The organism is Agrobacterium sp. S7/73, assembly GCF_019355535.1.
Taxonomy (GTDB): domain Bacteria; phylum Pseudomonadota; class Alphaproteobacteria; order Rhizobiales; family Rhizobiaceae; genus Agrobacterium; species Agrobacterium tumefaciens.
Genome location: NZ_CP072137.1, coordinates 109,991 through 135,310, shown reverse-complemented (window position 1 = coordinate 135,310; position 25,320 = coordinate 109,991). Strand labels below are relative to the sequence as shown.

The 25,320-nt window shown below is 58.5% G+C and carries 18 protein-coding genes; 14 read left to right on the top strand and 4 right to left on the bottom strand.

Annotated elements, in window-relative coordinates; translation table 11 throughout:
* The first annotated feature begins 78 nt into the window (after window positions 1-78).
* The 7 genes from J5276_RS15620 (at window position 79) to J5276_RS15590 (ending at window position 10,020) form a co-directional block, all read left to right on the top strand.
* Window positions 79-1,476 (top strand): NAD(P)/FAD-dependent oxidoreductase, encoded by a 1,398-nt coding sequence (locus J5276_RS15620; RefSeq protein WP_112192231.1) that lies wholly within the window; start codon window positions 79-81, stop codon window positions 1,474-1,476.
* Window positions 1,473-2,735: an NAD(P)/FAD-dependent oxidoreductase gene (locus J5276_RS15615; protein ID WP_003517671.1), complete on the top strand. Its 1,263-nt coding sequence runs from the start codon at window positions 1,473-1,475 to the stop codon at window positions 2,733-2,735. The genes J5276_RS15620 and J5276_RS15615 overlap by 4 nt, the downstream gene beginning before the upstream one ends.
* Window positions 2,735-4,132 carry an FGGY family carbohydrate kinase gene (locus J5276_RS15610; RefSeq protein ID WP_112200881.1) on the top strand — a complete coding sequence of 466 codons (1,398 nt, stop codon included), beginning with the start codon at window positions 2,735-2,737 and terminating at the stop codon, window positions 4,130-4,132. The genes J5276_RS15615 and J5276_RS15610 overlap by 1 nt, the downstream gene beginning before the upstream one ends.
* Before the next feature lie 346 nt (window positions 4,133-4,478).
* Window positions 4,479-6,884, top strand: coding sequence for a glucan 1,4-alpha-glucosidase (locus J5276_RS15605; protein ID WP_162686616.1), 2,406 nt, complete (start codon window positions 4,479-4,481; stop codon window positions 6,882-6,884).
* A 36-nt stretch (window positions 6,885-6,920) separates the two neighbouring features.
* Complete coding sequence (gene gnd / locus J5276_RS15600; RefSeq protein WP_013761314.1) at window positions 6,921-7,925, top strand: phosphogluconate dehydrogenase (NAD(+)-dependent, decarboxylating); 1,005 nt, start codon at window positions 6,921-6,923, stop codon at window positions 7,923-7,925.
* Between the two features lie 11 nt (window positions 7,926-7,936).
* Window positions 7,937-9,307, top strand: coding sequence for a glucose-6-phosphate dehydrogenase (gene zwf, locus J5276_RS15595; protein ID WP_013761313.1), 1,371 nt, complete (start codon window positions 7,937-7,939; stop codon window positions 9,305-9,307).
* Between the two features lie 35 nt (window positions 9,308-9,342).
* Window positions 9,343-10,020, top strand: a complete 678-nt coding sequence (locus J5276_RS15590; RefSeq protein WP_041694617.1) for an ROK family protein — start codon at window positions 9,343-9,345, stop codon at window positions 10,018-10,020.
* 66 nt (window positions 10,021-10,086) lie between these two features.
* On the opposite strand, the gene J5276_RS15585 is transcribed toward J5276_RS15590, so the two are convergent.
* Entirely contained in the window at window positions 10,087-11,865 is a 1,779-nt protein-coding gene (locus tag J5276_RS15585; protein WP_013761311.1) for a diguanylate cyclase, read from the bottom strand.
* A 345-nt stretch (window positions 11,866-12,210) separates the two neighbouring features.
* Between J5276_RS15585 and J5276_RS15580 the strand changes: the two genes are divergently transcribed.
* Both J5276_RS15580 and J5276_RS15575 read left to right on the top strand, forming a co-directional pair.
* Window positions 12,211-14,157 carry an ABC transporter ATP-binding protein/permease gene (locus tag J5276_RS15580; RefSeq protein WP_112673912.1) on the top strand — a complete coding sequence of 649 codons (1,947 nt, stop codon included), beginning with the start codon at window positions 12,211-12,213 and terminating at the stop codon, window positions 14,155-14,157.
* Window positions 14,158-14,390: 233 nt separating this feature from the next.
* On the top strand, window positions 14,391-14,798 hold the full coding sequence (locus tag J5276_RS15575) for a low affinity iron permease family protein (RefSeq protein WP_013761309.1): 408 nt from the start codon (window positions 14,391-14,393) through the stop codon (window positions 14,796-14,798).
* 26 nt (window positions 14,799-14,824) lie between these two features.
* On the opposite strand, the gene J5276_RS15570 is transcribed toward J5276_RS15575, so the two are convergent.
* Both J5276_RS15570 and J5276_RS15565 read right to left on the bottom strand, forming a co-directional pair.
* Window positions 14,825-15,268 carry a cyclophilin-like fold protein gene (locus tag J5276_RS15570; RefSeq protein WP_236735842.1) on the bottom strand — a complete coding sequence of 148 codons (444 nt, stop codon included), beginning with the start codon at window positions 15,266-15,268 and terminating at the stop codon, window positions 14,825-14,827.
* 23 nt (window positions 15,269-15,291) lie between these two features.
* The gene (locus tag J5276_RS15565) at window positions 15,292-16,479 is read right to left on the bottom strand and encodes an MFS transporter (protein WP_174043019.1); all 1,188 of its coding nucleotides are present in this window, start codon (window positions 16,477-16,479) and stop codon (window positions 15,292-15,294) included.
* Window positions 16,480-16,872: 393 nt separating this feature from the next.
* On the opposite strand from J5276_RS15565, the gene J5276_RS15560 reads away from it, so the two are divergent.
* On the top strand, window positions 16,873-17,934 hold the full coding sequence (locus tag J5276_RS15560) for an alpha/beta hydrolase (protein ID WP_370647633.1): 1,062 nt from the start codon (window positions 16,873-16,875) through the stop codon (window positions 17,932-17,934).
* A 115-nt stretch (window positions 17,935-18,049) separates the two neighbouring features.
* The gene (locus tag J5276_RS15555) at window positions 18,050-18,943 is read left to right on the top strand and encodes a LysR family transcriptional regulator (RefSeq protein ID WP_209159590.1); all 894 of its coding nucleotides are present in this window, start codon (window positions 18,050-18,052) and stop codon (window positions 18,941-18,943) included.
* A 97-nt stretch (window positions 18,944-19,040) separates the two neighbouring features.
* Here the strand turns inward: J5276_RS15555 and J5276_RS15550 are convergent, their stop codons facing one another.
* A complete protein-coding gene (locus J5276_RS15550) occupies window positions 19,041-20,402 on the bottom strand; it encodes a class I SAM-dependent methyltransferase (RefSeq protein WP_255610225.1) in 1,362 nt (453 codons plus the stop codon).
* Between the two features lie 42 nt (window positions 20,403-20,444).
* Here J5276_RS15550 and gmd point away from each other — a divergent pair, with 42 nt between their 5' ends.
* The 3 genes from gmd to J5276_RS15535 are packed head-to-tail and all read left to right on the top strand — an operon-like array spanning window position 20,445 to window position 24,965.
* Entirely contained in the window at window positions 20,445-21,515 is a 1,071-nt protein-coding gene (gmd, locus tag J5276_RS15545; protein WP_019566379.1) for a GDP-mannose 4,6-dehydratase, read from the top strand.
* Window positions 21,499-22,494, top strand: a complete 996-nt coding sequence (locus J5276_RS15540; protein ID WP_019566378.1) for a GDP-L-fucose synthase — start codon at window positions 21,499-21,501, stop codon at window positions 22,492-22,494. The genes gmd and J5276_RS15540 overlap by 17 nt, the downstream gene beginning before the upstream one ends.
* Complete coding sequence (locus J5276_RS15535) at window positions 22,437-24,965, top strand: glycoside hydrolase family 28 protein (protein WP_255610224.1); 2,529 nt, start codon at window positions 22,437-22,439, stop codon at window positions 24,963-24,965. Before J5276_RS15540 ends, J5276_RS15535 begins: the two co-directional genes overlap by 58 nt.
* Window positions 24,966-25,320: the final 355 nt, after the last annotated feature.

Sequence of the window (25,320 nt, the reverse complement as noted above, 5' to 3'; positions counted from 1 at the left end):
CGATCCGGCAAGGTGCATCGGCTCGATCCGTTGCGCCTGTTGATTTCGCTTTCGAACCACGAAAATAAAGGCAAGCCCATGGTCCAGAGCCTCTCCACAGCATTCGACGTCGCCGTCATCGGTGCCGGGGTGGTCGGTTGCGCGGTTGCCCGTCGTTTCGCACTGGCTGGTGCGAAGGTCGTGATCGTCGAGAAGGGGTCCGATATTCTTTCCGGGGCATCGAAGGCTAACAGCGCTATCCTCCACACCGGCTTCGATGCGCCCGAAGGCAGTCTGGAACTGGAATTGGTGAAGGCAGGTCGGGCAGAATATCTGTCCATCCACAGGCAGATGGGCCTTAGCCTCGTTGAAACCGGCGCGTTGGTCTGTGCGTGGAATCCCGACGAGGCGCAAAGCCTGGAGGCGATCGCCGAGCAGGGGCGACGCAACGGCATTGCCGAGCTCGGTCTGCTTACGGCCCGGCAGGCCCGGGAATCCATGCCCGGCTTGTCCGACCGTCTTGTCGCAGCACTCGAAGTTCCGGGTGAACATGTCATCGATCCCTGGTCCGCGCCGCTGGGCTATCTTACGCAAGCGGTGGCGCTTGGCGCGCAGCTGGTGCGCAACGCCGAAGTCCTGTCCGGTGCGTTTGATGGCGCGTGGCGGATAGAGACGACGGCGGGTCCGGTTCTTGCGGCGAGCGTTGTCAATGCGGCCGGATTGTTCGGCGATATCGTCGATGCGCGGCTGGGGCTTGTCCCAGACTTCACCATCAAGCCTCGCAAGGGACAATTCGTCGTTCTCGACAAGGCCGCCCGTCGGCACGTGCCGCGCATCGTCCTGCCCGTTCCCACCGAAATCACCAAGGGCATCGTTGTGTGTCCAACCGCCTTCGGCAACGTTCTCATCGGCCCGACGGCGGAAGAACAAGATGACCGCGAGCGTGCGACGGTAGAAACGGCGGCGCTGGAAGCGCTGCTGACGCGCGGCAGGGAGATCGTTCCGGTACTGGCCTCCATTCCCGTGACCGCTATCTATGCCGGCTTGCGCCCGGCCTCCGAGAAGAAACATTACCGGATTTCCGCACGGTCGGACCTGCGCGCGATCACGCTTGGCGGCGTGCGATCCACCGGTCTCAGTGCGGCACTTGGTCTGGCGCAGCACGCTCTGGCGCTTCACGAAAGTTTCGGCACGCGCTTCATGCCCCCGCCCGCAGTGCCTCATGTGACGATGCCTAACCTGAGCGAAACCTGCGAGCGGGACTGGCAGCGCGCTGATCATGGCGAAATCGTCTGCCATTGCGAGCTTGTCACCCGCCGTGAGATCGAGGCGACATTTTCCAGCCCGGTGCCGCCGGGTGATTTCGGAGGTCTGCGGCGGCGCACCCGCGCCGGCATGGGGCGCTGTCAGGGATTTTACTGCAACGCCCGGCTGGCCGCGATGACGGGCGACCGTCTGGCTGTACCGCTTGCGGTCCGTCCGGGAGACGATCGATGAGCTCCCGGAAGCCTTTTCAGCAGATGCAAGAAAACGTTCCGGATGCAGATGTAATCGTGGTCGGCGGCGGCCCGGCGGGCGTGGCGGCAGCGCTGGAGCTGAAAGCACGCGGCGTTGCGCGTGTGACGATCCTCGAGCGTGAGCCAGCGCTTGGCGGCGCACCCCGTCATTGCACACATTCGCCTTTCGGCATGCGCGAATTCGGTCGCGTTTACTTCGGCCCGGCCTATGCGCGACGTCTGCAGCGGCAGGCGCAGGATGCGGGCGTTGATGTCCGCACCGGTCATTCCGTGGTGGAACTCGGACAGGACGGTACGCTGCTGGTTACGTCTGCGCGCGGCGTGGAGACGTTGAAGGCCCGGCGCGTTGTGCTGGCGACCGGCGCGCGGGAAAAACCACGCTCAGCGCGGCTCCTGCCGGGCGACAGGCCGGTGGGAGTGATCACCACCGGCACGCTGCAATCCTATGTCGCCTTTCACGGCATCATGCCCTTTCGCCGGCCGCTTATCCTTGGTTCGGAACTGGTTTCCTTTTCCGCGCTTCTCACATGCCTGACGCATGGCGCGCGGCCGGTGGCGATGATCGAGCCTGAGCCGGAACCGCTGGCGCGGTCGCTTTTCCGGTGGTTTCCCCGATTGGTCGGAGTGGCCTTTTATTGCCGTGCAACACTTGTGGACATTCGTGGGAGTGGTCGTGTCGAGGAGGCCGACATCCGGCTGGCAGATGGCCGTATCCTCACCGTCAAGTGCGATGGTGTTCTCCTCACCGGGCGGTTCACGCCGGAGGCAACGCTTCTGAACGCATCCCCTGTCGATGTGGCGGCAGGCAGCGATGGCCCTACGATCGATCAGGACGGCCGGATGGCCAACCCGATGTTCTTCGCCACGGGGAACGTATTGCGGGCCGTGGAAACGGGTGGCTGGTCGTTTCGCGAAGGCCGCCGCGTGGGTGCTGCCGTTGCCGACGATCTCACCCGCGAACCCTGCAACGCAAAGGCAGTGCGTATCGCTTTCGCCGACCCGCTCAAACTCGCGGTACCCACCATGGTGCGATCGGGGGGACTTGACCGGCCGGCTTTTCTCGATTTTCAGCTGCGCTTCATCAGACGTGTTCAAGGCAGGCTTTCGCTTCATCTTGATGGAACGGAAGTGTGGAGCAAGTCCGGCCGGTGGCTGCCGGAACGCCGTGTGCTTGTGCCCATTCCCCGCGCCGCCGTTGAGGCGACCCAGATTGCCTTTCACTTTCAGGAGACGAATTGATGCGCATAGCGGCGATCGATCAGGGAACGACGTCGACCCGATGCCTTGTGATAAGCGACGGTGGCACGGCGCAACTCGTCTCAAGCCTGCGTCATGCACAGTTCTATCCAAACCCCGGTCATGTGGAGCATGATCCGGAAGAGCTGTTGCGCAACATCCGCGCGGTACTGGCCGATGCCGGGCCGGTAGATGCGATCGCGATCGCCAACCAGGGCGAGAGTTGCCTGGCGTGGGATGCCGAGAGTGGGGAAGCGCTGTCGCCGGTCATCGTCTGGCAGGATGCCCGCACCGCCGAAGCCCTGGCCGCTTTGCCCCAATCGGCTGCGGAACGATCGAAAGAGATTTGCGGATTGCCGCTCGATCCCTATTTTTCGGCGAGCAAACTGTCGTGGTTGCTAAGGCACAATCCGGCGGTGGCACGGGCGAGAGCCGAAGGGCGGTTGCGCCTGGGCACCACCGACGCATTCTTTCTGGATCGGCTTGCAAGCTGTTTCCGCACCGACCTTGCAACGGCCTCGCGGACGGGACTGCTTGATCTGGCAACCGGTGCCTGGAGCCCGGAACTCTGCGCTCTTCATGGGGTGCCGCTGGATTGCCTGCCCGCAATCGGTCCTGTTAATGGCGGCTTCGGTTCTATCGAGGGAACGCCCATTCGCGTTTCCATCGTCGATCAGCAGGCGGCGCTTTATGGGCACGGTTGCCGCAAACCGGGCGATTGTAAGATAACCTTCGGCACGGGCGCCTTCCTGTTGGCCATCGCTGGTCACGAACGCCCGTTGGCGGGGGAGCTTCTGCCCACCATTGGCTGGCAGAAGCAAGGCGGCGCAGCCGTTTTCGCCATAGAAGGCGGGGTTTATGACGCCGGTGCCGCGCTGGAATGGGCGCGAAAGATCGGCCTTTATGTTGACAATACCGAACTTGACGGTTTTGAGGGTTCATCGGCCGTTCGTCGTGGACTGGTGTTCGTGCCTGCATTTTCAGGCCTTGCTGCGCCATATTGGGATAGACAGGCCGTACCGCTTTTCATCGGCATGGACCACGCAACGGCGCGGAGTGACATGGTGCGCGCCCTGCTTGAGGGCATTGCCTTGCTGACTGTTCGGTTGATCGAAGCCGCGCAGACTTTCGTTCCCATCGGCGATACGATTTCGATAGATGGCGGCCTGTCGAACAGTCGCTATTTCGCCCGTTTCCTGGCCGCTGCCAGTGGTCGGACCATCTGCGTTCCGGCCATGCGCGAGTTGACGGCGCTTGGTCTCGCGGAACTGTGCGATATCGATGTAACCGCCATGCGAAAAGATGCCGAGATATTCAAACCCGACGGATCGGTCGAAGAAGCGGATCACGCTCGCTTCTCACGCGCCATAGGCAACGCAAGGGGCTGGTCGGGCGGTTGATATCCACTTGGAATAGCCGGTTCATCGGCAATATCGGTGTGATCCACAACGGCCGCCCGCTCTAGCGGCGGCTCGGTGGCTGAGCGTGTTGGTCCTGCAACCCAAAACCTCCAACGCGCGGCGCGGCTTAAATTACCAAATCTTTAGTTGTGTACCAGTTCGCCAATACCTAGCTTTATGGCGAGGCTGCATCCGTTGTGGATATGAGCAAGGAACCGGTAAGCCCGTTTCCTGTTGTTATCCAGGAACAGAGCCTTGGTTCAAGGTCGAGATACCCCGTCATGACTGTTCAGGACTGCAATTCGCGCCACTTTCGCCTGCCTCATCAGCGTAACCGAGACATTTCATGATGCGCACCGGACTGGATTTTGCACCGGGCGCGCCTGGCATAGAAGCGCGCTGGACGTCGAGCGCCAAAAACGGGGTCGGCACTGCGCTGTCGGAAGCATCGCCTATCTGGTTCACGCTCAGCCACGGCATTCTGAACGAGGTCTATTATCCGAGGATAGACAGTGCCTGCACCCGCGATCTCGGTTTTGTTGTCACTGGGCCTGAGGGTTACTTTTCGGAAGAAAAACGCGACTGCGTATCCGTCACCCGCCCTTTTAAAAGTGGAATTCCGGCATTTCACATTACCAATACGGCGACGGATGGCTCGTTCAGAATTGAGAAACAGGTGATCAGCGATCCCGCGCGGGCCAGTGTTCTTCAGCAGCTTTCGTTCATTCCCCTGAAGGGACAAATTTCGGATTATCGCGTGACTGCGCTGCTGGCACCTCATCTCGTCAATGCAGGTAATCTTAACTCGGCTTGGATTGGCGACTATGAGGGACATCAGGTCCTCTTCGCGACCGGCCGTTCACGATATCTTGCGCTTGTCTGCGATCTGCCCTGGCGGGCAGTCAGCGCCGGTTTCGTGGGTGTTTCCGATGGTTGGCAGCAGTTGCATCGGCACGGACGCATCGTTGAAGAGTACCAGCGAGCCGATGACGGAAATGTCTCGCTGGCAGGTGAGATCGACTTCAGTGATGTCAATGGCGCGGCAACATTGGCGCTCGGCTTTGGCGAGACGGAATATGAAGCGGCTGCGGCGGCCGTTTATAGTCTGAAGCATGGCTTTGAACGGGCGCACGAGGCCTACGTTGCCAACTGGCGCAACTGGCAAGACCGGCTGGAAACGCTCGACCGCGATACGCATCACGGCATCAATTCCTATCGGGTGTCGACAGCAGTGCTCGCCGCACATCGTGCCGCCGACCGACCGGGCGCTGTTGTTGCAAGCCTGTCGATCCCTTGGGGAGCATCGAAGAGCGATGACGATCTCGGTGGTTATCACCTGGTCTGGCCGCGCGACCTGGTGGAAGCGGCCGGCGGATTTCTGGCGGCCGGCGATCACCACGAGGCGCTGGCGATCCTCAATTATCTTCGTCAGGTACAGCAGCCATCGGGCCGCTGGCCGCAAAATCTCTGGCTGGATGGCAAACCCTATTGGCCAGGCGTCCAGATGGATGAATGCGCCTTTCCGATCCTGCTGGCGGATATGCTGCATCGACATGGTCACCTGGATCATGCCACGCGGGCGGATTTTATGCCGATGATCCACCGCGCCGCGGCCTATATTCTGGCAAACGGCCCGACGACCGGTGAGGACAGGTGGGAAGAGGATGCCGGCTACAGTCCCTTCACCCTTGCCGTCGAGATCGCTGCGCTGCTTGCCGCTGCCGACCTTATCGATATGGACGGTGATGCTGCCGAAGCCGTGCATCTACGGGAAACGGCTGATTGCTGGAACGAGCAGATCGAACAATGGACCTTTGCCGGTGACGAGACATTCTGCGCCGCGCTTGGCATTTCCGGCCACTATGTTCGCATCGCTTCGCCTGACGCGACCGACGTAGCTCGACCATTCGGCGATACGCCCATCCGCAACCAGACGCCGGACCGTTCCACGCTGCCGACCAGCGACGTCATCAGTCCCGATGCGCTTGCCCTTGTTCGCTTCGGCCTGCGCGCGCCTGACGATCCGCATATTCTCGCGACGATCAAAGCAATCGACCATTGCCTGCGTGCCGATCTGCCGCAGGGGCCTGTATGGTATAGATATACGGGCGATGGATATGGTGAGCACGCCGATGGAGCAGCATTCGACGGCACCGGGCAGGGGCGGCCATGGCCGCTTTTAACCGGCGAACGCGCCCATTACGAGCTTGCTGCGGGAAGGCGGGAGGTGGCCGAAGCGCTGCTGGTAACGCTGGAGAAATCGGCCGGTGGGAACGGCCTTTTCCCCGAGCAGCTCTGGGACCAGCCCGACATCCCCGAATACGAGCTTTTCTACGGCCAGCCCTCAGGAAGTGCGATGCCGCTGGTCTGGGCGCATGCTGAACATATCAAACTTCTGCGGTCGCTTGCCGATGGTTCCGTTTTCGACGTGCCGCCGCAGGGTGTGGAGCGCTACATCCTCAACAAGACGCCGTCGCACCTTCGGATCTGGTGTTTCAATAACAAGATTGCCGGGATGCCGGCCGGCAAGATGTTGCGGCTCGAACTGACGGATGATGCTGTCGTGCACTGGAGTGCGGATGGCTGGGTGACGACCAGCGACACCAGAACGAGTGCTTCCGGCCTTGGCACATATTTCGTCGACTTGCCCGTTCAGGATATGGCGGCGGGCGACGCAATCGTTTTTACTTTCTTTTGGCCAAACACAGGGAATTGGGAAAACCAGGATTTCACCGTTCGCCTCGGCGAATGAAGTACATATCGCGCATTGGACAAATGGAGTGTCAGCATGCAGATCGGAATGGTTGGGCTTGGACGAATGGGCGCAAACATGGTGCGCCGTCTTCTGAAACAGGGTCATGATTGCGTGGTCTTCGACGTCAATCTCGACAATGTCGCAGCATTGGTGAAGGAAGGCGCAGTTGGCGCGACCTCGCCAGACGACCTGGTTGCGAAGCTGTCACCGCCACGCGCCGTCTGGCTAATGCTGCCGGCGGCAATAACGCCGAAAATTGCTCGTGACTTTGCCGCCAGATTGCAGGCGGGCGATGCCATCATCGATGGCGGCAACTCCTTCTACCGGGATGCCATCGATTTGGCGGCGGAATTTGCGCCCCGTAGCATCGACTTCATCGACACCGGTACATCCGGTGGCGTCTGGGGTCTGGAGCGCGGCTATTCTCTGATGATCGGTGGCCCGTTGGGTGCTGTGCAGCGGCTCGATCCGATTTTTGCTTCGCTCGCTCCCGGTGCGGGCCAAGGCATCGCGGCCGATCCCGTCACCGGCACGGCGCCAATGGGATATTTGCATTGCGGACCGTCAGGCGCAGGGCATTTCGTCAAGATGGTTCACAATGGCATCGAATACGGTGTCATGGCCGCCTATGCTGAAGGCCTGAATATCTTGAAGGCCGCGAATGCCGGCACGCAGCACCGGGAGGCCGATGCGGAAACTGCGCCGCTCGCCCACCCGCAATATTACCAGTTCGACATCGATCTTCCTGCCGTGACGGAGGTCTGGCGACATGGGTCTGTCATCGGCTCGTGGTTGCTCGATCTGACGGCGGAGGCGCTGAAGCAGGACCCTCATCTCGACCAGTATGGCGGGCGGGTGTCAGATTCAGGCGAAGGGCGCTGGACCCTTCAGGCGGCCGTCGAAACGGGTGTTCCTGCGCCTGTTTTGGCTTCCGCCCTGTTCGAGCGCTTCTCCTCACGCGGTGAGGCGGAGTTTGCCGGCAAGGTACTCTCGGCCATGCGCAATGCCTTTGGTGGCCATCTGGAAAAAGCAAAATGAGGGCGCCGGCCATGGATAAGCAGCGATCGGACGTGCTCGTAGTGTTCGGTGCCACCGGCGACCTTGCCTACAAAATGATCTTTCCTTCCCTTTACGCCATGGTGAAACGCGGCGCGCTTCAAACACCAGTCATCGGTGTCGCCTTCGATGACTGGTCGCGCGATCAGTTGATCGCAAGGGCGCGCGACGCGGTTACCAGCCACGTCGACAAGATCGATGAAGCCGTCTTCGAAAAATTCGCTTCTCAACTGCATTACGTGTCCGGCGACTACCGAAACGAGGCGACATTCGAAAAGCTGCGCGCCGCACTCGGTGACCACGGTCATCCGCTTTATTACCTCGCCATTCCGCCGTCACTGTTTGAAACCGTCGTGACCGGGCTTGATAAGGCCGGGATAGCCGCCTCGGCACGATTGATGGTGGAAAAACCGTTCGGCCGCGATCTTGCCACGGCAGAGGCGCTGAACCAGTCGCTGCACGCGGTTTTCGAAGAGGACGCCATTTTTCGCATCGACCATTTTCTCGGCAAGGAGGCGATTCAGAACCTTCTTTATTTCCGGTTCGCGAATGCGTTTCTTGAACCGGTCTGGAACCGCGACCATGTTGAAAGCGTGCAGATCACCATGGCCGAGGATTTTGGCATCAAGGGACGCGGAAAGTTTTATGACGAGGTTGGATGCATCCGGGATGTGATCCAGAACCATCTCATCAACGTGCTGTTGCTACTGGCCATGGAGCCACCGGCAACAAGCGCTTCGGACGATCTTGTCGATGAGAAAGTGCAGATCCTCAAAGCCATGCCACCGCTCAGCCGCGAGGATGTGGTGCGTGGCCAGTTCGACGGTTACCTTGACGAACCCGGCGTTGCGTCCGGCTCGAGCCGCGAGACCTTTGCCGCCGTGCGGTTTCGCGTGGCCACATGGCGCTGGAACGGCGTGCCTTTCTTCATCCGCGCCGGAAAGAACCTGCCTGCCCATGCAACCGAAGTTGTGGTGCGTTTCAAGCGGCCGCCGATAGCGCTATTCGGCGATGTTGAGACGGCGGCCGCAAATTATGTGCGCTTTCGGCTCGGGCCAGATATCGCCATCGGCATTGGCGCGCGCCGCAAGGCTGCCGGGGACGGTATGCTCGGCGAGGCGGTGGAACTGGGTGCTGTCGATGACGGCATCGGCGACATGGCGCCTTATGAACGGCTGATCGGCGATGCGATGGCAGGCGAACGCCAGCTTTTCACCCGTCAGGATGCGGCAGAACTCGCATGGAAAATCGTTGAGCCCATTCTCGACGACCCGGCCGTGCCGCCACGCTATGCCGTAGGAAGCTGGGGTCCGCTCGAGATGGAGAGTTTCGCGCCGCCAGGCGGTTGGGTCGATCCGGAGTGACGCCCATGCCAGCAAATACCACGGACGGTAGTTCAATGACACAGGATCGGATCGTTCTAGCGATCGATATCGGCGGCAGCCACGTCAAGATCCGCTCAAGTGCAGGTGGCGACGAGCGCAAGGTCGAAAGCGGCAAGGCGATGACTGGACCAGAAATGGTCATCGCCGTAACCGCCATGGCGAAAGACATGACCTATGACGTCATCGCCATGGGATATCCCGGTCCGGTCGTCCACAACAAACCGCTTCGCGAACCGGTCAATCTGGGTACAGGCTGGGTCGGTTATGATTACGCCGGCGCTTTCCGCTGCCCCGTTCGTATCGTTAACGATGCGCTGATGCAGGCAATCGGCTCCTATCAGGGCGGGCGCATGTTGTTTCTCGGTCTCGGAACAGGCCTTGGGGCTGCGATGATCGTCGAAAACGTGGCCCAGCCCATGGAGATCGCTCATCTTCCCTATCGGAAGGGCAAAACGTACGAGCACTATCTCCGGGAGGCGTATCGCGAAGAGAAGGGCAATGCCAAATGGCAAAAGCGCGTCACTGATGTCGTAGAGCGTCTGACTGCCGCCCTTGAACCGGATGAGGTGGTCATCGGCGGTGGTAATGTCGAAAAACTCGATACCCTGCCGCCCGGATGCCGCCGCGGAGACAATACGCTTGCTTTCGAGGGCGGATTCCAGCTGTGGAAGAACCCGAACCTCATCGTCTAGCCGGTCAAATATGCCAGGTCGGCTGCTGCTTCGATAACCACGCAATCGGTGCGGCGTAGCCTCTACCTAATCGGTTGGAGGCTTCTCGGCCGACACCCACTTGTTCCGGCCTGTCTGTTTGGCGCTCAAAAGCGCAGCGTCCGCCCGTTCCAGGACGCTGCTCACGGTTCCGGCGCCCGGTGACGTTGCGATACCGATGGATATGGTGATCGAGTCAAGCAGACGGCCCCGGTAGGTGAAAGGTGCGCGCTCGACCGCGTGCCGGAGTTTCTCCGCAACCTTGATGGCATCTTCAATGCCCCCAGCCGGCATGAGCACGGTGAATTCCTCGCCGCCGAAACGGAATAGTTCACCCAGATCGCCGACGGCTTCCGACAGCACCTGGGCGACATATTGCATCACCGCATCTCCGGCATCATGGCCAAACCGGTCATTGAAGCGCTTGAAATGGTCGATGTCGAGCATCAGACATGCAAGCGAATTGGTTGGCTTTTCAATATGCCTGTTCAGCGTCTCATCAAGCGATCGACGGTTCAAAAGACCGGTCAGGGCGTCTTGCCGTGCCATGCCAACCAGCCGCTGCCGAAGCTGGAGGTTTGCAACGGCAAGGCCTATATTTTCGGCGAGGAGTTCGAGATATAGCCGCTCCAACTCCAGCGTCTCGCTACTCTGCGGAATCTCAAGATACAATAAGCCGACGGTTTCTCCCAATGCGGTGAGTGGTATGCACAGGCCGGTTCCGAAACTGCCATGTAGGTGATGGCAGACAACATCGTCTCCGCCCGGGTTGCTGGCGTGGGGACGTCCGCGACGGAGAGCCCAGCAATCGTCTATCGAAAATTCCGGGGCGGAAAACGAAGGATCGGACCATTGTCCGGTCGATTGGAGAACCGAACTGTTTTCCTTGAGAACAAGCAGGCGGCCGGCAATGGCCGGGAAAATCTGCGGCATGAATTTCGAAACGACGTCGGACAATTCTTCCTGATTCTGGCAGGCCTGAATCCGATGCATCATCTGCAGGATCAGGTCCTTGATGCGTTGATTCCTGCGGTGCTCCGCGTCAAGCCGTTCCCGTTCCAGCCCGTTGCTGCGGAAGATCCTGATAGCCTGGTTCATTTCACCGATTTCGTCGCGCCGGCCTTCGTCGGGAAGGTCGATACTGTAATCCTGCCGGGCAAGGCGCGTGACGATGTTGCTCATTTTGATAAGCGGCAAGGCAACGCGTCTGCTGAGGACAAAATAGAGTACGGCCACAAACATCAGGGCGGTGAGCGCAAGCATCACTTTCGCGATCGATCCGTAGAAATCGCTTCGGTCTTTAGCCTGGTCAACCATCGCCTGCGAGCGGGCCGCAATGGCTTCTCTCAGCGTCGCGACGGTTGTCAGCAGGTCCGTATGCAGTCGATAGTGCTCATCGCCGAACAGGACCTGCTGTGCATCGTTCTGGCGGCCGGATCGATAGAAACCGATTGCATCGCGCTCCATCTTGTCCAGTGCGTCGGCGCTCTTTCGTATGTCCTGAAATGAGCCTGCCTCTTGCGGCGAAACACCAAAAGCTGCGAGTTTGTCCAGGGTGTTTTCAAGGTGCTTTTCCTGATCTTCGTCGACGTAGAATTTTGCGAGATGTTGCTCGTCGCCCCGCATGACGTAAAGACGCGCCTCTTCGGTGCGCTCGTCCGCAATGATCGCCAGTTCTTCGGCGAGATCGGTCAGTTCGAGATGATTCTGGATTGCCACCCGCTCTTGAGAAGCGCTTCTGGCCGATAGAATGAATGTGGTCGCCGATACTGTCGTGAGCACGAGGGTGACAGCATAAGCCAGGTTCGTGATGGTACTGAGTCGCATGATGGCGCCGTATGCTTGCCGCACGGCATGAAAACCGGGTGCGGCGGGGTCCAATTTCAGAGTCTGCTTATGTTAGGCCATCTCGTCAAACGGGAAGTCAACACGCGGTTAACCGTCAATATGATCTGTCGCACCGCGCGCTAAGTCAGGCACCCCATGGCGATGCACCTGGACCGTCTCCACCAACGGTCAGAATATCCGCTAGCGCGATTCCGGTATGTCGGCAGCGGGCCAGAAAGCCGTGTATTTAGAGCCTTTTGAAAAGCGCCGCGCAGTAACGGAATTATATTTCACGACGCATCACAAAGTCGTGAAACCTTTCGACGCATTGTTCGTTTAGCGCCCATGATCGATAATGACGCAGGACCGAAGCCGGTCGTTGGTGCCGACGAGACTGGCACCCCAACCGCATCCGAAAACGATGCCCATGAAAACGATGATCCGCTCCCGCCAGAGGAGATGGAACCCGCTTTGGGCTTGACGCCAGAGGAGGCCGAGGAGGCTCGCAGGAAATATCTGCTGAAGCGTTTCTGGATCAGCGCGCGAGGTTTCTGGAGCCGTCGCGGCGATCGGCTGGCCTGGCTGTTTTCGCTCGGGCTTCTGGCTATGATCGGCATAAATGTCGGCTTCCAGTATGGCATCAACGTCTGGAATCGCGGGATTTTTGACGCGATTGAAAAACGCGACGCGTCGACGGTCTATTTTCTTGGATCCGTCTTTCCGCTGCTCGTCCTGGGAAGTGTCTTTATCGTGACCTCGCAGGTGTATGTCAGGATGCGCATTCAGCGGCGCTGGCGTTCCTGGCTGACAAAGGCGCTCGTTGGGAGATGGATTGCGAATGGCCGCTATTATCAGCTCAATTTGATCGATGGTGACCATCAAAACCCCGAGGCAAGGCTCTCGGAGGATATGCGTATTGCCACCGAGGCGCCCGTGGATTTTGTTTCAGGTGTCATCGCTGCATTCGTGTCTGCCTCTACCTTTATCGTTGTCTTGTGGACGATTGGTGGGGCTCTCACGGTCTCCATCGCGGGTGTCTGGATCACTATCCCCGGCTTTCTCGTGATTGCGGCCGTTATCTATGCAATCATCACATCCAGTTCCATCGCCTTCATTGCCCGGAACTTCGTCAAGGTTTCCGAAGTCAAGAACCAGGTTGAAGCGGAGTTTCGCTACACGCTTACGCGCGTCAGAGAGAATGGTGAGAGCATCGCCCTGCTAGGCGGCGAAGACGAGGAGCGCAGCGATCTGGACAAGCGCTTCGGCAATGTCCGGCGGCAGTGGCGTCTCATGGCGCAGCAATACATGCGCACCACGGTCGTATCGAATGGATCTATGTTGATTGCCCCCGTCGTACCGGTTCTGTTGTGCGCGCCGAAGTTTCTCGATGGAAGCATGTCTCTTGGCGAGGTAATGCAGGCTGCTTCCGCTTTCACCATTGTCCAATCCGCATTTGGCTGGCTGGTCGACAACTATCCCCGTCTGGCCGACTGGAATGCCTGCGCGCGACGTGTTGCCTCCCTGATGATGTCGCTCGATGGCCTGGAGCGCGCCGAAAAGAGCGACACTCTTGGTCGGATCGTGCGAGGCGAAACGGAAGGCGAGACAATACTCAGCCTCAAGGATGTGTCCGTTTCTCTCGGTGACGGAACGGCCGTCGTCAAGGAGACGGATGTCGAGATCGGCGCGGGTGAGAGAGTGCTTGTCGCGGGGGAATCGGGCTCGGGCAAAAGCACACTGGTTCGGGCCATTTCCGGTCTCTGGCCATGGGGTGGAGGCAGCGTCAATTTTCGCGACGGAAGCCGATTGTTCATGCTGCCGCAGCGGCCATATATTCCGGCCGGCACGCTACGTCGGGCGGTCTGCTATCCGCAACCGGCCGAGAGCTGGACGCCGGAAGAGATCGGGGCCGCTCTCGACAAGGTCGGTCTGGGTCAACTCAAGGACAAGATTGAAGACGAGGCGCCGTGGGACCAGACGTTATCAGGTGGCGAAAAACAACGGCTGACCTTCGCACGCCTGTTGCTGAACGCCCCCGACATCATCGTCATGGACGAGGCGACGGCGGCTCTGGACGAGAAAAGTCAGGACAAGATGATGCAGACGGTAATTGATGAGCTACCCGATGCGACGATCGTAAGCGTAGCGCATCGTGCCGAACTGGAAGCGTTTCATAGCCGGAAGATCACATTGGAACGGCGGGAGGGGGGCGCAAAGCTTGTCAGCGATATCGATCTCATTCCTCGCAAGGCGAGAGGCTCCATGCTTCGGAGAATAGTCAAGCGGAGGTGATCGCACCGACGCTTGTGCTGACCTGCTTGAATGCCGGGGTAGGAGAGTTGGTGGCCACCTCATTGTCGTTGGGGAGAATTCACCGACCACTTTGGCGAGAACGAACACAAATGAGGGCTTGCCGCGGATCGAAGTGCAAATCGGAACTTCTGCTGTCACGGCACCCCGGAACAATCGTGCATTTTTTGTTTGTTAGTTGGCATCCCTAAAATGGCAACAAGGGGCAGCGTGTTATGAATAAATTCTTCACTCGCTTCGCAAGCGCTATAGCTTCATTTTCCGGCTCTCCAACGGCGTTCATGGTGGCTCTGGGAACCGTGCTCGTCTGGGGGATAAGCGGACCGCTGTTTGGGTTTTCGGAGGTCTGGCAACTGGTCATCAATACGGGTACGACCATTGTCACCTTCCTGATGATTTTCCTCGTGCAGAATTCACAGAACAGGGATTCCGCAGCGATGGAAGCAAAACTGGACGAGCTGCTGCGGGCGGTGGAGCAGGCGCGCGGTGACTTCATTGGGATCGAGCACCTCACGGAAGAGGAAATCGAAAAGATTCGTGCACGTCTCGAAAGGGAAAGCGGACCGGATAGCGATAAGCCGGCACCCCATCATGCCATGGCCCGCTTGCTTTCCCGACGTTAGTGGCATTTACCTTTGGCAGGCGCGTGTCAGGCGCGCTCTATGCGCAGAGAGAATTCGCCTCGGGTGAAAAGTGGCTCGAAGCCGTCATCGAAGCGTCCGAGGCGGATAAGCCCTTTCGAGTATCGGTAGCTGTCGTAGTAGAAGACCAGATTACCCCATGGCGCGTAATAAGCGATGTCGCCGGGACGTGCGTTATCGAAAGGCGTGTCAGTCACCTGCGTCAACTTTCGAGGCAGATATGCGATTTTCTCGTTGGTCGAATAGTCTTCGATCGTGAGATCGAGCGGCAGCATTTTCATGAGCTCGCGTGCCGACGGGTTGTCAAACAAGGTCGCGGTCATGCTGTGACCACCAAAGGCCATTCGGAAACTCATCAAGGATACCTCCGTTTTTGTTACCTGACCGAACAATGCGGACGGGAAAGCTGTGGCCGCGGTAGCCAGCCCAAGAAATAGACGCCGGTCGATCATTGGAACTCCCATGCCCAACTGCTTTACGAGGATATTCTCGATGATTTTAATGCCAGCGCTGACGCGGCCAGGAGCAAACCTGCGCTTGCCAGGAAAGTCATGCGGTAGCCGGATGCGTCGTAAAGAAATCCGCCCACTATCGCACCGGCTGATATCGCAAGCTGGATGACCGCAACCATGAGACCACCTCCGGCTTCCGCATCCTGCGGCAGTGAGCGGGCGAGCCACGCCCACCAACCCACTGGCGCCGCGGTGGCGATCATTCCCCAGACCGCAAGCGCTATCGCCGCGACAGGGAGACTGTTGCCGAAGGCAACAAGTATCACGGCCGTCACCGCCATCAGAGCCGGGATGACGATCAGAACGCGATACAGGCGGTTGGCGAGAAAGTAACCGATAAGGCTGGTGCCAACGATGCCGGCAACTCCGATGCCCAGAAGAATGAAGGTGAGTACCGAGATATCTACTCGTGTCACAGTTTCGAGAAACGGGCGGACATAGGTGAACAGCGTGAACTGGCCCATGAAGAAGACCGAGACCGATGCCATGCCGATAGCGATCAAAGGACGGTTCAGTAGCCTGAATGCATTCTTTGACGTTTTCCCGGGGAGGGGCTTCATGGAAGGGAGGCTTGCCAGCTGCCACAGGAATGCGATCGCCGCGACGGGGACGACAGTGAAGAAGGCACCTCGCCAACCGATGATCGATCCGAGAAACGCGCCGAGCGGAGGAGCAACGACAGTTGCCAGCGCGTTACCGCTGTTAAAGATTGCAAGCGCTCGGGGAACGAGATGCTCCGGTACAAGACGCATGGCGGTCGCCACCGATATGGACCAGAACCCACCGATCACTATCCCGATGAGCGCGCGCCCGACCATGAATATTTCATAGTTCGGTGCGATCGCCACGGTCACGCCAGAAAGGGCCATCAGTGCCGTCAGAGCAAGCAACAGCAGCTTACGGTCCCACTCTCCCGCGAGATACGAGACAAAGAGGCTCGTGACGACGGCGAAAGCGCCGGAGATCGCGATCGAATGTCCGGCCGATCCTTCGCTGATGCGCAGTTCATCCGCGATCGGCGTCAGCAGGCTGAGAGGCATAAATTCAGACGCGATCAGGGCGAAAACGCAGAGCGTCATCGCCAACACACCGCCCCAGTTTGCGGATCGGGATCTGGCTTCCCCTGTGGAAATTGTAGTTTCTATCGACATGGTACGGCAGCTTTTCTTGGCTATTGCTTCAACGGTCTTCCGCTGCTGATGGGAGGCAGCGAGGTCAAACATAAGTCATGAAGCATCTTGCAATAAGCCGCCTGTCACGGGATGCAGTCATGAACGATGCTCATCAAAGGGTCTTGTTTAGCCGCGCCCGGCCTGCTTGCGTATTATCCACGTCGATGCAGGGGCTCGGTTCATTCATGAATATCGCTCATGATGGTATGCCTTCGCCGCGGTCTAATCTCGCGACAATCTCCGATCTATCTTTTGAACGACGCTGCTGCATCACCCCTCAAAGCAGCTTCCCGGCCGCTCGTCACGGCAACGACAATGGAGAGTGAAGTGAGCAATCAGAACGAAAACGCTTTTACGGAAGAGGGCCTGGACATGGGCCGCCGTGGCCTTCTCAAGATTACGGGTGTCGGCATCGCCGCGATTGGCGCGGCGTCAGTGATGGCGGTTTCGAAGGCGGAGGCGCAAACATTGAAGATGACGCAGGACTGGGACAAGGTTTTTCCGAAGAGCGAGAAGGTCGATCACCAGAAGGTCTCGTTCAAAAACCGTTATGGCATCACCCTGGCGGCCGACCTCTACATGCCCAAAACCCGCAACAGCGTCGGAAACCCCGCAATCGTGGTGAGCGGACCGTTTGGCGCGGTCAAGGAACAATCGTCCGGCCTTTACGCACAGACGATGGCCGAACGCGGTTTCATCACTCTGGCATTCGATCCTTCCTATACAGGTGAGAGCGGCGGCGAACCGCGCAATATCGCGTCTCCCGACATCAACACCGAGGATTTCAGCGCGGCTGTGGACTACATCGGCCTGCGTCGCGAAGTCGATCGCGAACGGATCGGCGTCATCGGTGTCTGCGGCTGGGGTGGCATGGCGCTCAATGCCGTAGCCTCGGACAAGCGTGTGAAGGCCGTGGTTGCCAGCACCATGTACGATATGACCCGCGTCATGTCCAAGGGCTACAACGACAGCGTCACGCTGGAGCAGCGCACGGCGACCCTGGAACAGTTGAGCCGTCAGCGGTGGGTCGATGCGGAAAAGGGTACACCTGCCTATCAGGCGGCCTACAACGCGGAAGTCGGACCCAATGCGCCGCAGTTCATGATCGATTATCACGACTACTACTCGACACCACGCGGTTATCATAAACGGGCGGTCAACTCCCGTAACGCCTGGTCGCAGACAACGCCAATTTCTTTCATGAACATGCCGATCCTGAGCTACATCGCGGAAATTTCGCCGCGCCCGGTTCTATTCATTCATGGCGAGAAGGCCCATTCTCTTTATTTCGCAGAGACCGCGTATGCGGCGGCGGCCGAACCGAAGGAACTCCATGTCATTCCCGGCGCAAGCCACACGGACCTCTACGACAAGATGGATGTGATCCCCTTCACCAAGCTCGCCAGCTTCTTTGAGCAGCATCTGTCGGCTTGATACGTCCTGCAGTGACGTAACAGCTCAGGAGCCCGCCCAAAGCGGGCTCTTTTTCTGTTAGTGCGGCATGAGCATTATGCCATAATCAACAGGTCTGGATGCAGGAGGCTCATGAATGGCACGCGATACCGTCAACGATCTTGCAGCTTTCATTGCTGTTGCCCGAGAACAGAGCTTTACCCGGGCGGCGGCGAAGCTGGGCGTATCGCAGTCAGCATTGAGCCACACACTTCGCCAGCTTGAAGCCAGGTTGGGCGTGCGTCTCCTGATGCGGACGACCAGAGCGGTTTCGCCGACGGAGGCGGGCGAGCGTCTGCTAAACGGGATCGGTCCACATTTCGACGAGATCGAAGCGCATGTCGATGCGTTGAACGAACTGAGGGAAAAGCCGGCGGGAACGATCCGTATCGTCGCCGCCGAGTACGCGATCACCTATGTCCTCTGGCCCAAACTGAGGAAATTTTTGCCTCAATATCCCGACGTCAAGGTCGAGCTGATCCTCGACAACGGACTGACCGACATCGTGACGGAGCGTTATGATGCGGGGGTGCGTATGGGTGAACATCTCGCGAAAGACATGATCTCCGCAAGGATCGGTCCCGACTTTTGTCTCGCTGTCGTCGGATCGCCCGCCTACTTCAAGAACCGACCACACCCGAGGCATCCCAAGGACCTGGTCGGCCATGATTGCATCAACTTCCGGCTGCCGAGTGCCGGCGGCCTTTATGTATGGGAGTTCGAGGACAAGGGCCGCGAGATCAAGATCAAGGTCGATGGCCAGCTCGCCTTCAACAACAGTTTCAATTCGCTGGAAGCCGCGCTTGACGGCTTCGGGCTTGCCTACATCCCGGAGGAAATGATCCTTCCTTATGTCGCAGACGGCCGGCTGGTTCGCGTGCTGCAGAAATATTCCCCGCCCTGGGACGGATATTACCTCTATTACCCCAGCCGTCGCCAGGCATCACCGGCGTTCGTCAGGGTTTTGGAGGCCCTGCGATATCGGGTCTGACGGGAGTTGTCGGCCCCCTGTGGATGTCCGCAACCCGGAACGATCCATGTCCGACTTTCGTCTTCTCTGCGCTCGCTGCGGCTGACAAGTCCTTATCCTAGATCAGCAGATAGCTGGCTTCAGAAATGCGTTGAACAATGGCTTGCCCTGCAAGGACGATAATGTCGCCCTCCATCGGTTGATGAGGCCGCAGCAAGTGTTTGTCGATCGTCAGCAGGAAATGCGATGAGTGCAGTTCGCCTGGGGAAATGGAGATGTAAGACCAGCGATGCCAGGCAAATGGCATGGTGGCGAGGCCCATTCCCAGCAATCCCTTGAGGCGCATCGACCATGTTGATGAGGACTTGGCGTGGCGCGCAGCATCGGTTGCAACGGCACCGTCGACAATATGCTGTTGGTTCCAGGTTGTCTGGCCATGGTTGATCTTCCATGCCTCGGGGTCATCGTTTGCCAGATCGATCCTCGATTTTACCGGCTCGGCGATCAGCGCGACGTTCGGACTGAGCAAGCGTGGAACAAAAGAAAACGGCAGGCTGCGGATTTCGCGCAGGGGCGCGTTGACGCGGATAAGCTGCGCCAGACACCGCCAGTCGAAACCCTGATGTGACGTATGGTGCGCGGGCACCCGGTCCAGCCGGTATAAGCCTGCCCAAAAAGTCTCTTTCAGATTGCCGGATTGCCGATTGTAGCCCATGAGGGCCGAACCCCAGTTCTTGATCCATACGGCTGGCCCGACTTCGACGGGTACCGTAACCAGGAAAATGCGGGGACGAACGATCGCGCAGACGTGCTCGATGACACGGACGGTGCGGTTGAGGTGGATATGTTCAAGCGTTTCCAGCGCGATGACGATGTCGGCCTCGATGGTTTCGTAAAGGCTCTCGTCGGTGGCGTCGCCGACGATGAAACGGCAGTTTTCGTAGTTGCTGTAGCGATTGCGCGCGGCCTCGATGAAGATTGGATCGTAGTCGATACCGACGTAATCAACGTCGAATTTTTCCAGAATATGTCCGACCGCGGTTCCGGGGCCGCAGCCGATATCCAGTATTCTGACCTTCCGATTGCCGACGTCCTTCTGCACTGTTTCGAGGACCTCGAGCAGCTTTCGATAGCGGCCTGCATGCAGAAAGCGCGTCAGCCAGTTGAAGTTCTGCATTTTTTCGTAAGTCGTCGCGAACGTACCCATCCAATCCGCCTCCATGAACCGTAGATGATGTCGTCTCGCGCTACCTGTTATCGTAAAGATCGTGCGCGACCCGGCGTTGTATTTTTGAAGTCTGGCACGGCCTACGTGACCTGCAACTCGACCAAAAGGCTTAAGTCGGAAGCGGGGATACCCACCCTGCCTCCTCTTAAAGGCAGATGTCGACGTGGTGGACGGTGAATCAGCCAGTTCTGACCGGCCGTCCTCTCCCTTTTGGTATGCTGCCGATGCGCAGGGCCTCGTTATACCTTTCAAGGAGGCGCCATCCGGGGCCGGAACCGCTGGGAGATGTGGTGGATGGTAGACAAGAGAGCCTTGATTATCGGCGTAACCGGGCAGGACGGCGCTTATCTCAGTGAATTGCTACTTGCCAAGGGATATATTGTGCACGGCCTGAAAAGGCGGTCCTCCTCATTCAATACCGGCCGGATCGATCATCTTTATCAAGATCCCTTCGAGGAAAACCTTCGCTTTCGTCTTCACTTCGGTGACCTGACGGACGCCACGAACCTGTGCCGGGTCATTCAGGAGGTCCAGCCCGACGAGATCTACAATCTCGGCGCCCAAAGCCATGTCCAGGTCAGCTTCGAGACGCCGGAATATACGGCAAATGCGGATGCGCTTGGCACGCTGAGGCTGCTGGAGGCCATGCGCATTCTGAACCTCGGAGACCGTTGCCGGTTTTATCAGGCGTCCACATCGGAGCTGTTCGGGGGGATGGGCACTGTTGCTCAGCACGAGGGTACGCCGTTCTATCCGAGAAGCCCCTATGCTGCGGCAAAACTCTACGCATACTGGATGACGGTCAATTACCGGGAAAGTTACGGCTTTCACGCATCCAACGGCATTCTCTTCAACCATGAGAGCCCCATTCGCGGGGAGACATTCGTCACGCGGAAAATCACGCGCGGCGTTGCCGCCATCGAACGCGGCCTCATGAGCAAGCTGCGTCTTGGCAATCTCGACGCAAAGAGGGACTGGGGGCATGCGCGCGATTATGTTGAAGGCATGTGGCGCATCGTGCAGCAGGAAATACCCGAGGACTATGTGCTCGCAACCGGCGAGGCACATACGGTGCGGGAATTCGTTGAGCTTGCTTTCGGCGTAGTCGGCAAGACCATCGAGTGGAACGGCGATGGCAGTGACGAAGTGGGATACGACGCCAAAACCGGCAATACGATCATCGAAATCGATCCCAGATATTTTCGTCCGGCGGAAGTGGATTTTCTTCTCGGCGACCCCAGCAAGGCGCGCAGGAAACTCAACTGGAGCCACTCGACTTCCTTTTGTGACCTCGTTCAGGAAATGGTCGAAGCGGATCTTCGCCTCGTGATGTTGGAAGAGGGAAGAAATGAATTCGTCGCATAAATCGCAAGAAATCCCGTTCAGCTTGAATGGCAAGCGCGTCTGGGTTGCCGGCCATACCGGAATGGTCGGCTCGGCACTCGTGCGACGTCTCCAGCGCGAAAATTGCGAAATTCTCAAAGTCTCTCGCAGCGAGCTTGATCTGACCCGACAGTACGAGACGGAGCAATGGATGGCGGCGGCAAGACCTGAGGTCATTTTTGTCGCTGCCGCCAAGGTTGGAGGCATCGCAGCAAATGCGGCCTATCCGGCGGACTTTCTTTACACCAATACGCTAATTTCGATGAATATCATGAAATCGGCTGCCGATATCGGTGTTGAAAAGCTTCTCTGGATGGGATCTAGCTGCATCTACCCGAAATTCGCAGCGCAGCCGATCACGGAAAATTCCCTTTTGACAGGCCCTTTGGAGCCAACCAACGAGGCCTACGCGATTGCGAAGATCGCCGCGCTCAAGCTTTCCCAATTCTACTCCAGTCAGTACGGCCTGAATTGCGTCTCCGTCATGCCGACCAATATTTACGGGCTGAACGACAATTTCGATCCGCAAAGTTCACACGTCATTCCTGCGATGATCAGGAGAATGCATGAAGCGAAAATCAGCGGCCAGAACAAGATTGTACTATGGGGTACGGGCAGTCCTCTGCGTGAGTTTCTCCATGTGGACGATCTGGCGGATGCCTGTTGCTTCCTCATGAAATCATCGGCGCATTTTCCGCTGATCAATATCGGCTCGGGGCGGGAGATATCCATCCGCAATCTCGCCCACCTGATTGCAGGCATCGTCGGCTACGATGGGCAGATCGTTTTTGACACCAGCAAACCGGACGGAGCCCCCAGAAAGCTGCTCGATTGCTCGCGGCTCAACGCGCTTGGCTGGAACTCGACGGTCGAGCTCAGATACGGAATTCAGGATTTGTATGAGTGGTGGCGACAACCGAAGTCGCTGCAATCGGATATGTTACGACAAGCGGCAAGATGAGATCGCCAAATGCCCTGATACTATCGATTTTGCTTGCCGCCCTTGTGCTCGCATTTTCAGGTCTCTCGTCTGCCGGACAGCCTGCGGTGCGGGGAGCGCAAGAGCAAGGCAGCCAACCTGATCCACGCCAGTTCGGTTTGCCGATACCTGTTCCAGAACCACGATTGCCGGATGATGCGGATGCCTTCAATCCGACATGGACAGAGGTAGGCGGCAAGGGTCCGGCAATCGCGGAGATTTCGAGAACGGCGGGCGCTGGCGAGGTTGTCTCGATGACCGGCGTCGATCTCGATGGACGAACGGGTTTCGAAGTCTTTTCGCAACACCCCGGTGCCGCGGAGGGCGTGGTGACTCCGTTGGCGCCGCTGACGGCTGACGCGACGGCGGCGACGCTGCTGTTGCCAGCCACGCTTCCTTCATGGTCCACCTACCTGATCAGGCCCCAGCGGGGCACTGTTCAAGGACGCAGCTTCGCGATCAATCGTACGGAAAGCTGGTGGATCGGGCCGGATGCCGCAGCGCCGGGAGCGATCGTCTCGGTCTATGGACGCAACCTTTCGCGGTCCAACGGGACTAGCCAATCTTATCTCTATATCAAGCCGGTCGCTGTCGCCGGCTGGTATGTTCCGGCAATCGCCGTCAACCCCTTCAAGGTCGATTTCGAGGTGCCGGCTCTGCCACCGGGCAACTATGAAGTCTGGGTTCACAATACCCATGGCGGCCGCTTCGGCTGGAGCGGTCCGCTGACACTTGCGGTCCTGTCGCAATCGCCATGGGTGGCGCAGGATAAAAAGCGCATCGATGCCAGGCAGTTCGGTGCAACGGGCGATGGCATGACCGACGACACCGCAGCCATTTTGCGCGCGCTCGACGCCGCGGCCGCAACGGCGCCATCGGTTTTGTATTTCCCCGCCGGGATTTATCTCGTGACAAAGCCTTTGATTGCGCCCGCCAATGTGGCGTGGTTCGGGGAAGGGGTGAACAAAACGGAGATCAGGCTGAACCAAGGGATTGATCAGAGCATGGTTGTCGTTAATGGCGATGACACCCGGTTCGGAAACCTGACCCTCAATGCCAACCGCAACATTGCCGGTAAACCTCTTCTTGCTTTGCGCAACACCAAAAACACACGGCTGGATTCCGTACGCATCGACGCCTGGGGCGTGCCGGCGTTCGATGCCCAGGACACCGTAGGGCTTTTTGTGCATGCGTCCGAGCTGATCGAGAACGGATCCTTTTACGGCGCGAGCCGGCAGGTGTTTTTCTCCAACAACCGGTTCCGGATGACGGGTTACGGCGAATCCGTCGTCGCGCTATGGGGTGGGCGCGATTTCGCCATGACGGGCAACGAGCTGACAAATGCGGATGAAAGCCGCGACGACGGTCATGGCATCGGACGTTTTTTTGTTGCCCAGGCGCATTTCGGGAGCATGCGAAACCTCTATTTTGAGAAAAACATCTCGCGAAACGCCGCGCCCCACGACTGCGCCAAGGTCGATTGCAACAAGGGCGAACAGATCTGCTTCGAGATCGTCGGGAGCAAGCTTAAGAACGATTTCGTCCGCGCTTCCTCGAACTCGGTTACCTTCAAGTCCCTGTCGGATCTGGGGGATGCCGCGCCGGGCGGTTTCGATCTCGTCATCGTTGGCGGGCGAGGTGCCGGGCAGCACCGTCACATCGCGTCGACGGGCGATTCTGTCGTTCTGCTCGAGCAACCCTGGAATGTCGTGCCGGATCGAACGAGCCGTTTTGCTCTGGCAGCGACCGCATCGAGAGCCGTGATATACGATAATGTGTTCGATGGCAGGTCAAGCTATGCGGAGCATGATTCCGATTCCACCGGCGTTCTTCTCTACGGCAACGTCTACGACGTGGTGGTCGACAGCAACCGCATCTCTCAGATGCGACACGGCATGATGACGGTTGCGCTGGACTCGACGCGGGGACTTAGCCCGTATTTCCTGCAATATTCCAACAACAGTGTGACACGCAGCAACAGCGGCCTCTATGTCGGCACGACATTCGCGGATTCCGGGGTTGCCGGCATCTGGGGCGGTCTGGGGAATATTTATCGCAGGAACAGGTTCACAGATATCGCCTATATCGGCGTCGAATATGAAACCTGGAACCATCCCGGCTCCGACTATAATGGGACGGTCTTTGATGGAAATACCTTCGCCAACGTCCGTTACGGCTTCGTAGATGCCTACAAACTCATGTGGACGCACGACGGCAGCTTCAAGGCCGGACCGGACGAACGCTCAAGGCGGATCAACACGGTGCTCTACGACAATCATTTTACCCGAGGAACGCCAGGGCCCGTTCAAAGTGCGGGTTTCGTGACGATGCATCCGCAGAACAGCTGGGTAAATGTCGGCTCTACATGGAGCGGCTTTGCAATGGGAAACGGGGGCCCTAAGGCCGGCACCGTTAAATCGTCCTCCAATGCTGCAAGGCCAACACCTGATTGAACCAGAGTCCATTCCTGCGAAAATCCCGGCAAACTACCTCTAATGACGTATCTGCGGTGAATTGACGAGCTGCCGGAAAGTGGCGAATATGGCTCAATAAATCAAGGCCATGCGATACCACGGGCCATTGAAATTCAGGCTCGGCGGTTTTCATTTCAGGCGAGGGGACCGACGGATCGTTCGTTACTCTATGAGTGGCGAGCGGTCTGTGGTTCCGTTTGACTGGGGTGACATTCCTGCAAATTTCAATCTGAACCCGTCGACACAAGAAGATTTGCGCGGCGCTGGTGACGGCATGTGCAGAACGCAAATAGGCTCGCCCGGTTGAACGAGCGAGCCCTCCCAGTTACCAGAT

Excerpts from the sequence above, each read along its gene's own strand:
- J5276_RS15590 (WP_041694617.1), top strand. The coding sequence starts at position 9,343 with ATGACACAGGATCGGATCGTTCTAGCGATCGATATCGGCGGCAGCCAC.
- J5276_RS15615 (WP_003517671.1), top strand. The coding sequence starts at position 1,473 with ATGAGCTCCCGGAAGCCTTTTCAGCAGATGCAAGAAAACGTTCCGGAT.
- J5276_RS15565 (WP_174043019.1), bottom strand. The coding sequence starts at position 16,479 with ATGTCGATAGAAACTACAATTTCCACAGGGGAAGCCAGATCCCGATCC.
- J5276_RS15585 (WP_013761311.1), bottom strand. The coding sequence starts at position 11,865 with ATGCGACTCAGTACCATCACGAACCTGGCTTATGCTGTCACCCTCGTG.
- J5276_RS15540 (WP_019566378.1), top strand. The coding sequence starts at position 21,499 with ATGAATTCGTCGCATAAATCGCAAGAAATCCCGTTCAGCTTGAATGGC.
- J5276_RS15610 (WP_112200881.1), top strand. The coding sequence starts at position 2,735 with ATGCGCATAGCGGCGATCGATCAGGGAACGACGTCGACCCGATGCCTT.
- J5276_RS15605 (WP_162686616.1), top strand. The coding sequence starts at position 4,479 with ATGATGCGCACCGGACTGGATTTTGCACCGGGCGCGCCTGGCATAGAA.
- J5276_RS15580 (WP_112673912.1), top strand. The coding sequence starts at position 12,211 with ATGATCGATAATGACGCAGGACCGAAGCCGGTCGTTGGTGCCGACGAG.
- gmd (WP_019566379.1), top strand. The coding sequence starts at position 20,445 with ATGGTAGACAAGAGAGCCTTGATTATCGGCGTAACCGGGCAGGACGGC.
- J5276_RS15620 (WP_112192231.1), top strand. The coding sequence starts at position 79 with ATGGTCCAGAGCCTCTCCACAGCATTCGACGTCGCCGTCATCGGTGCC.
- J5276_RS15570 (WP_236735842.1), bottom strand. The coding sequence starts at position 15,268 with ATGATCGACCGGCGTCTATTTCTTGGGCTGGCTACCGCGGCCACAGCT.
- zwf (WP_013761313.1), top strand. The coding sequence starts at position 7,937 with ATGGATAAGCAGCGATCGGACGTGCTCGTAGTGTTCGGTGCCACCGGC.
- J5276_RS15555 (WP_209159590.1), top strand. The coding sequence starts at position 18,050 with ATGGCACGCGATACCGTCAACGATCTTGCAGCTTTCATTGCTGTTGCC.
- J5276_RS15560 (WP_370647633.1), top strand. The coding sequence starts at position 16,873 with ATGGGCCGCCGTGGCCTTCTCAAGATTACGGGTGTCGGCATCGCCGCG.
- J5276_RS15575 (WP_013761309.1), top strand. The coding sequence starts at position 14,391 with ATGAATAAATTCTTCACTCGCTTCGCAAGCGCTATAGCTTCATTTTCC.
- gnd (WP_013761314.1), top strand. The coding sequence starts at position 6,921 with ATGCAGATCGGAATGGTTGGGCTTGGACGAATGGGCGCAAACATGGTG.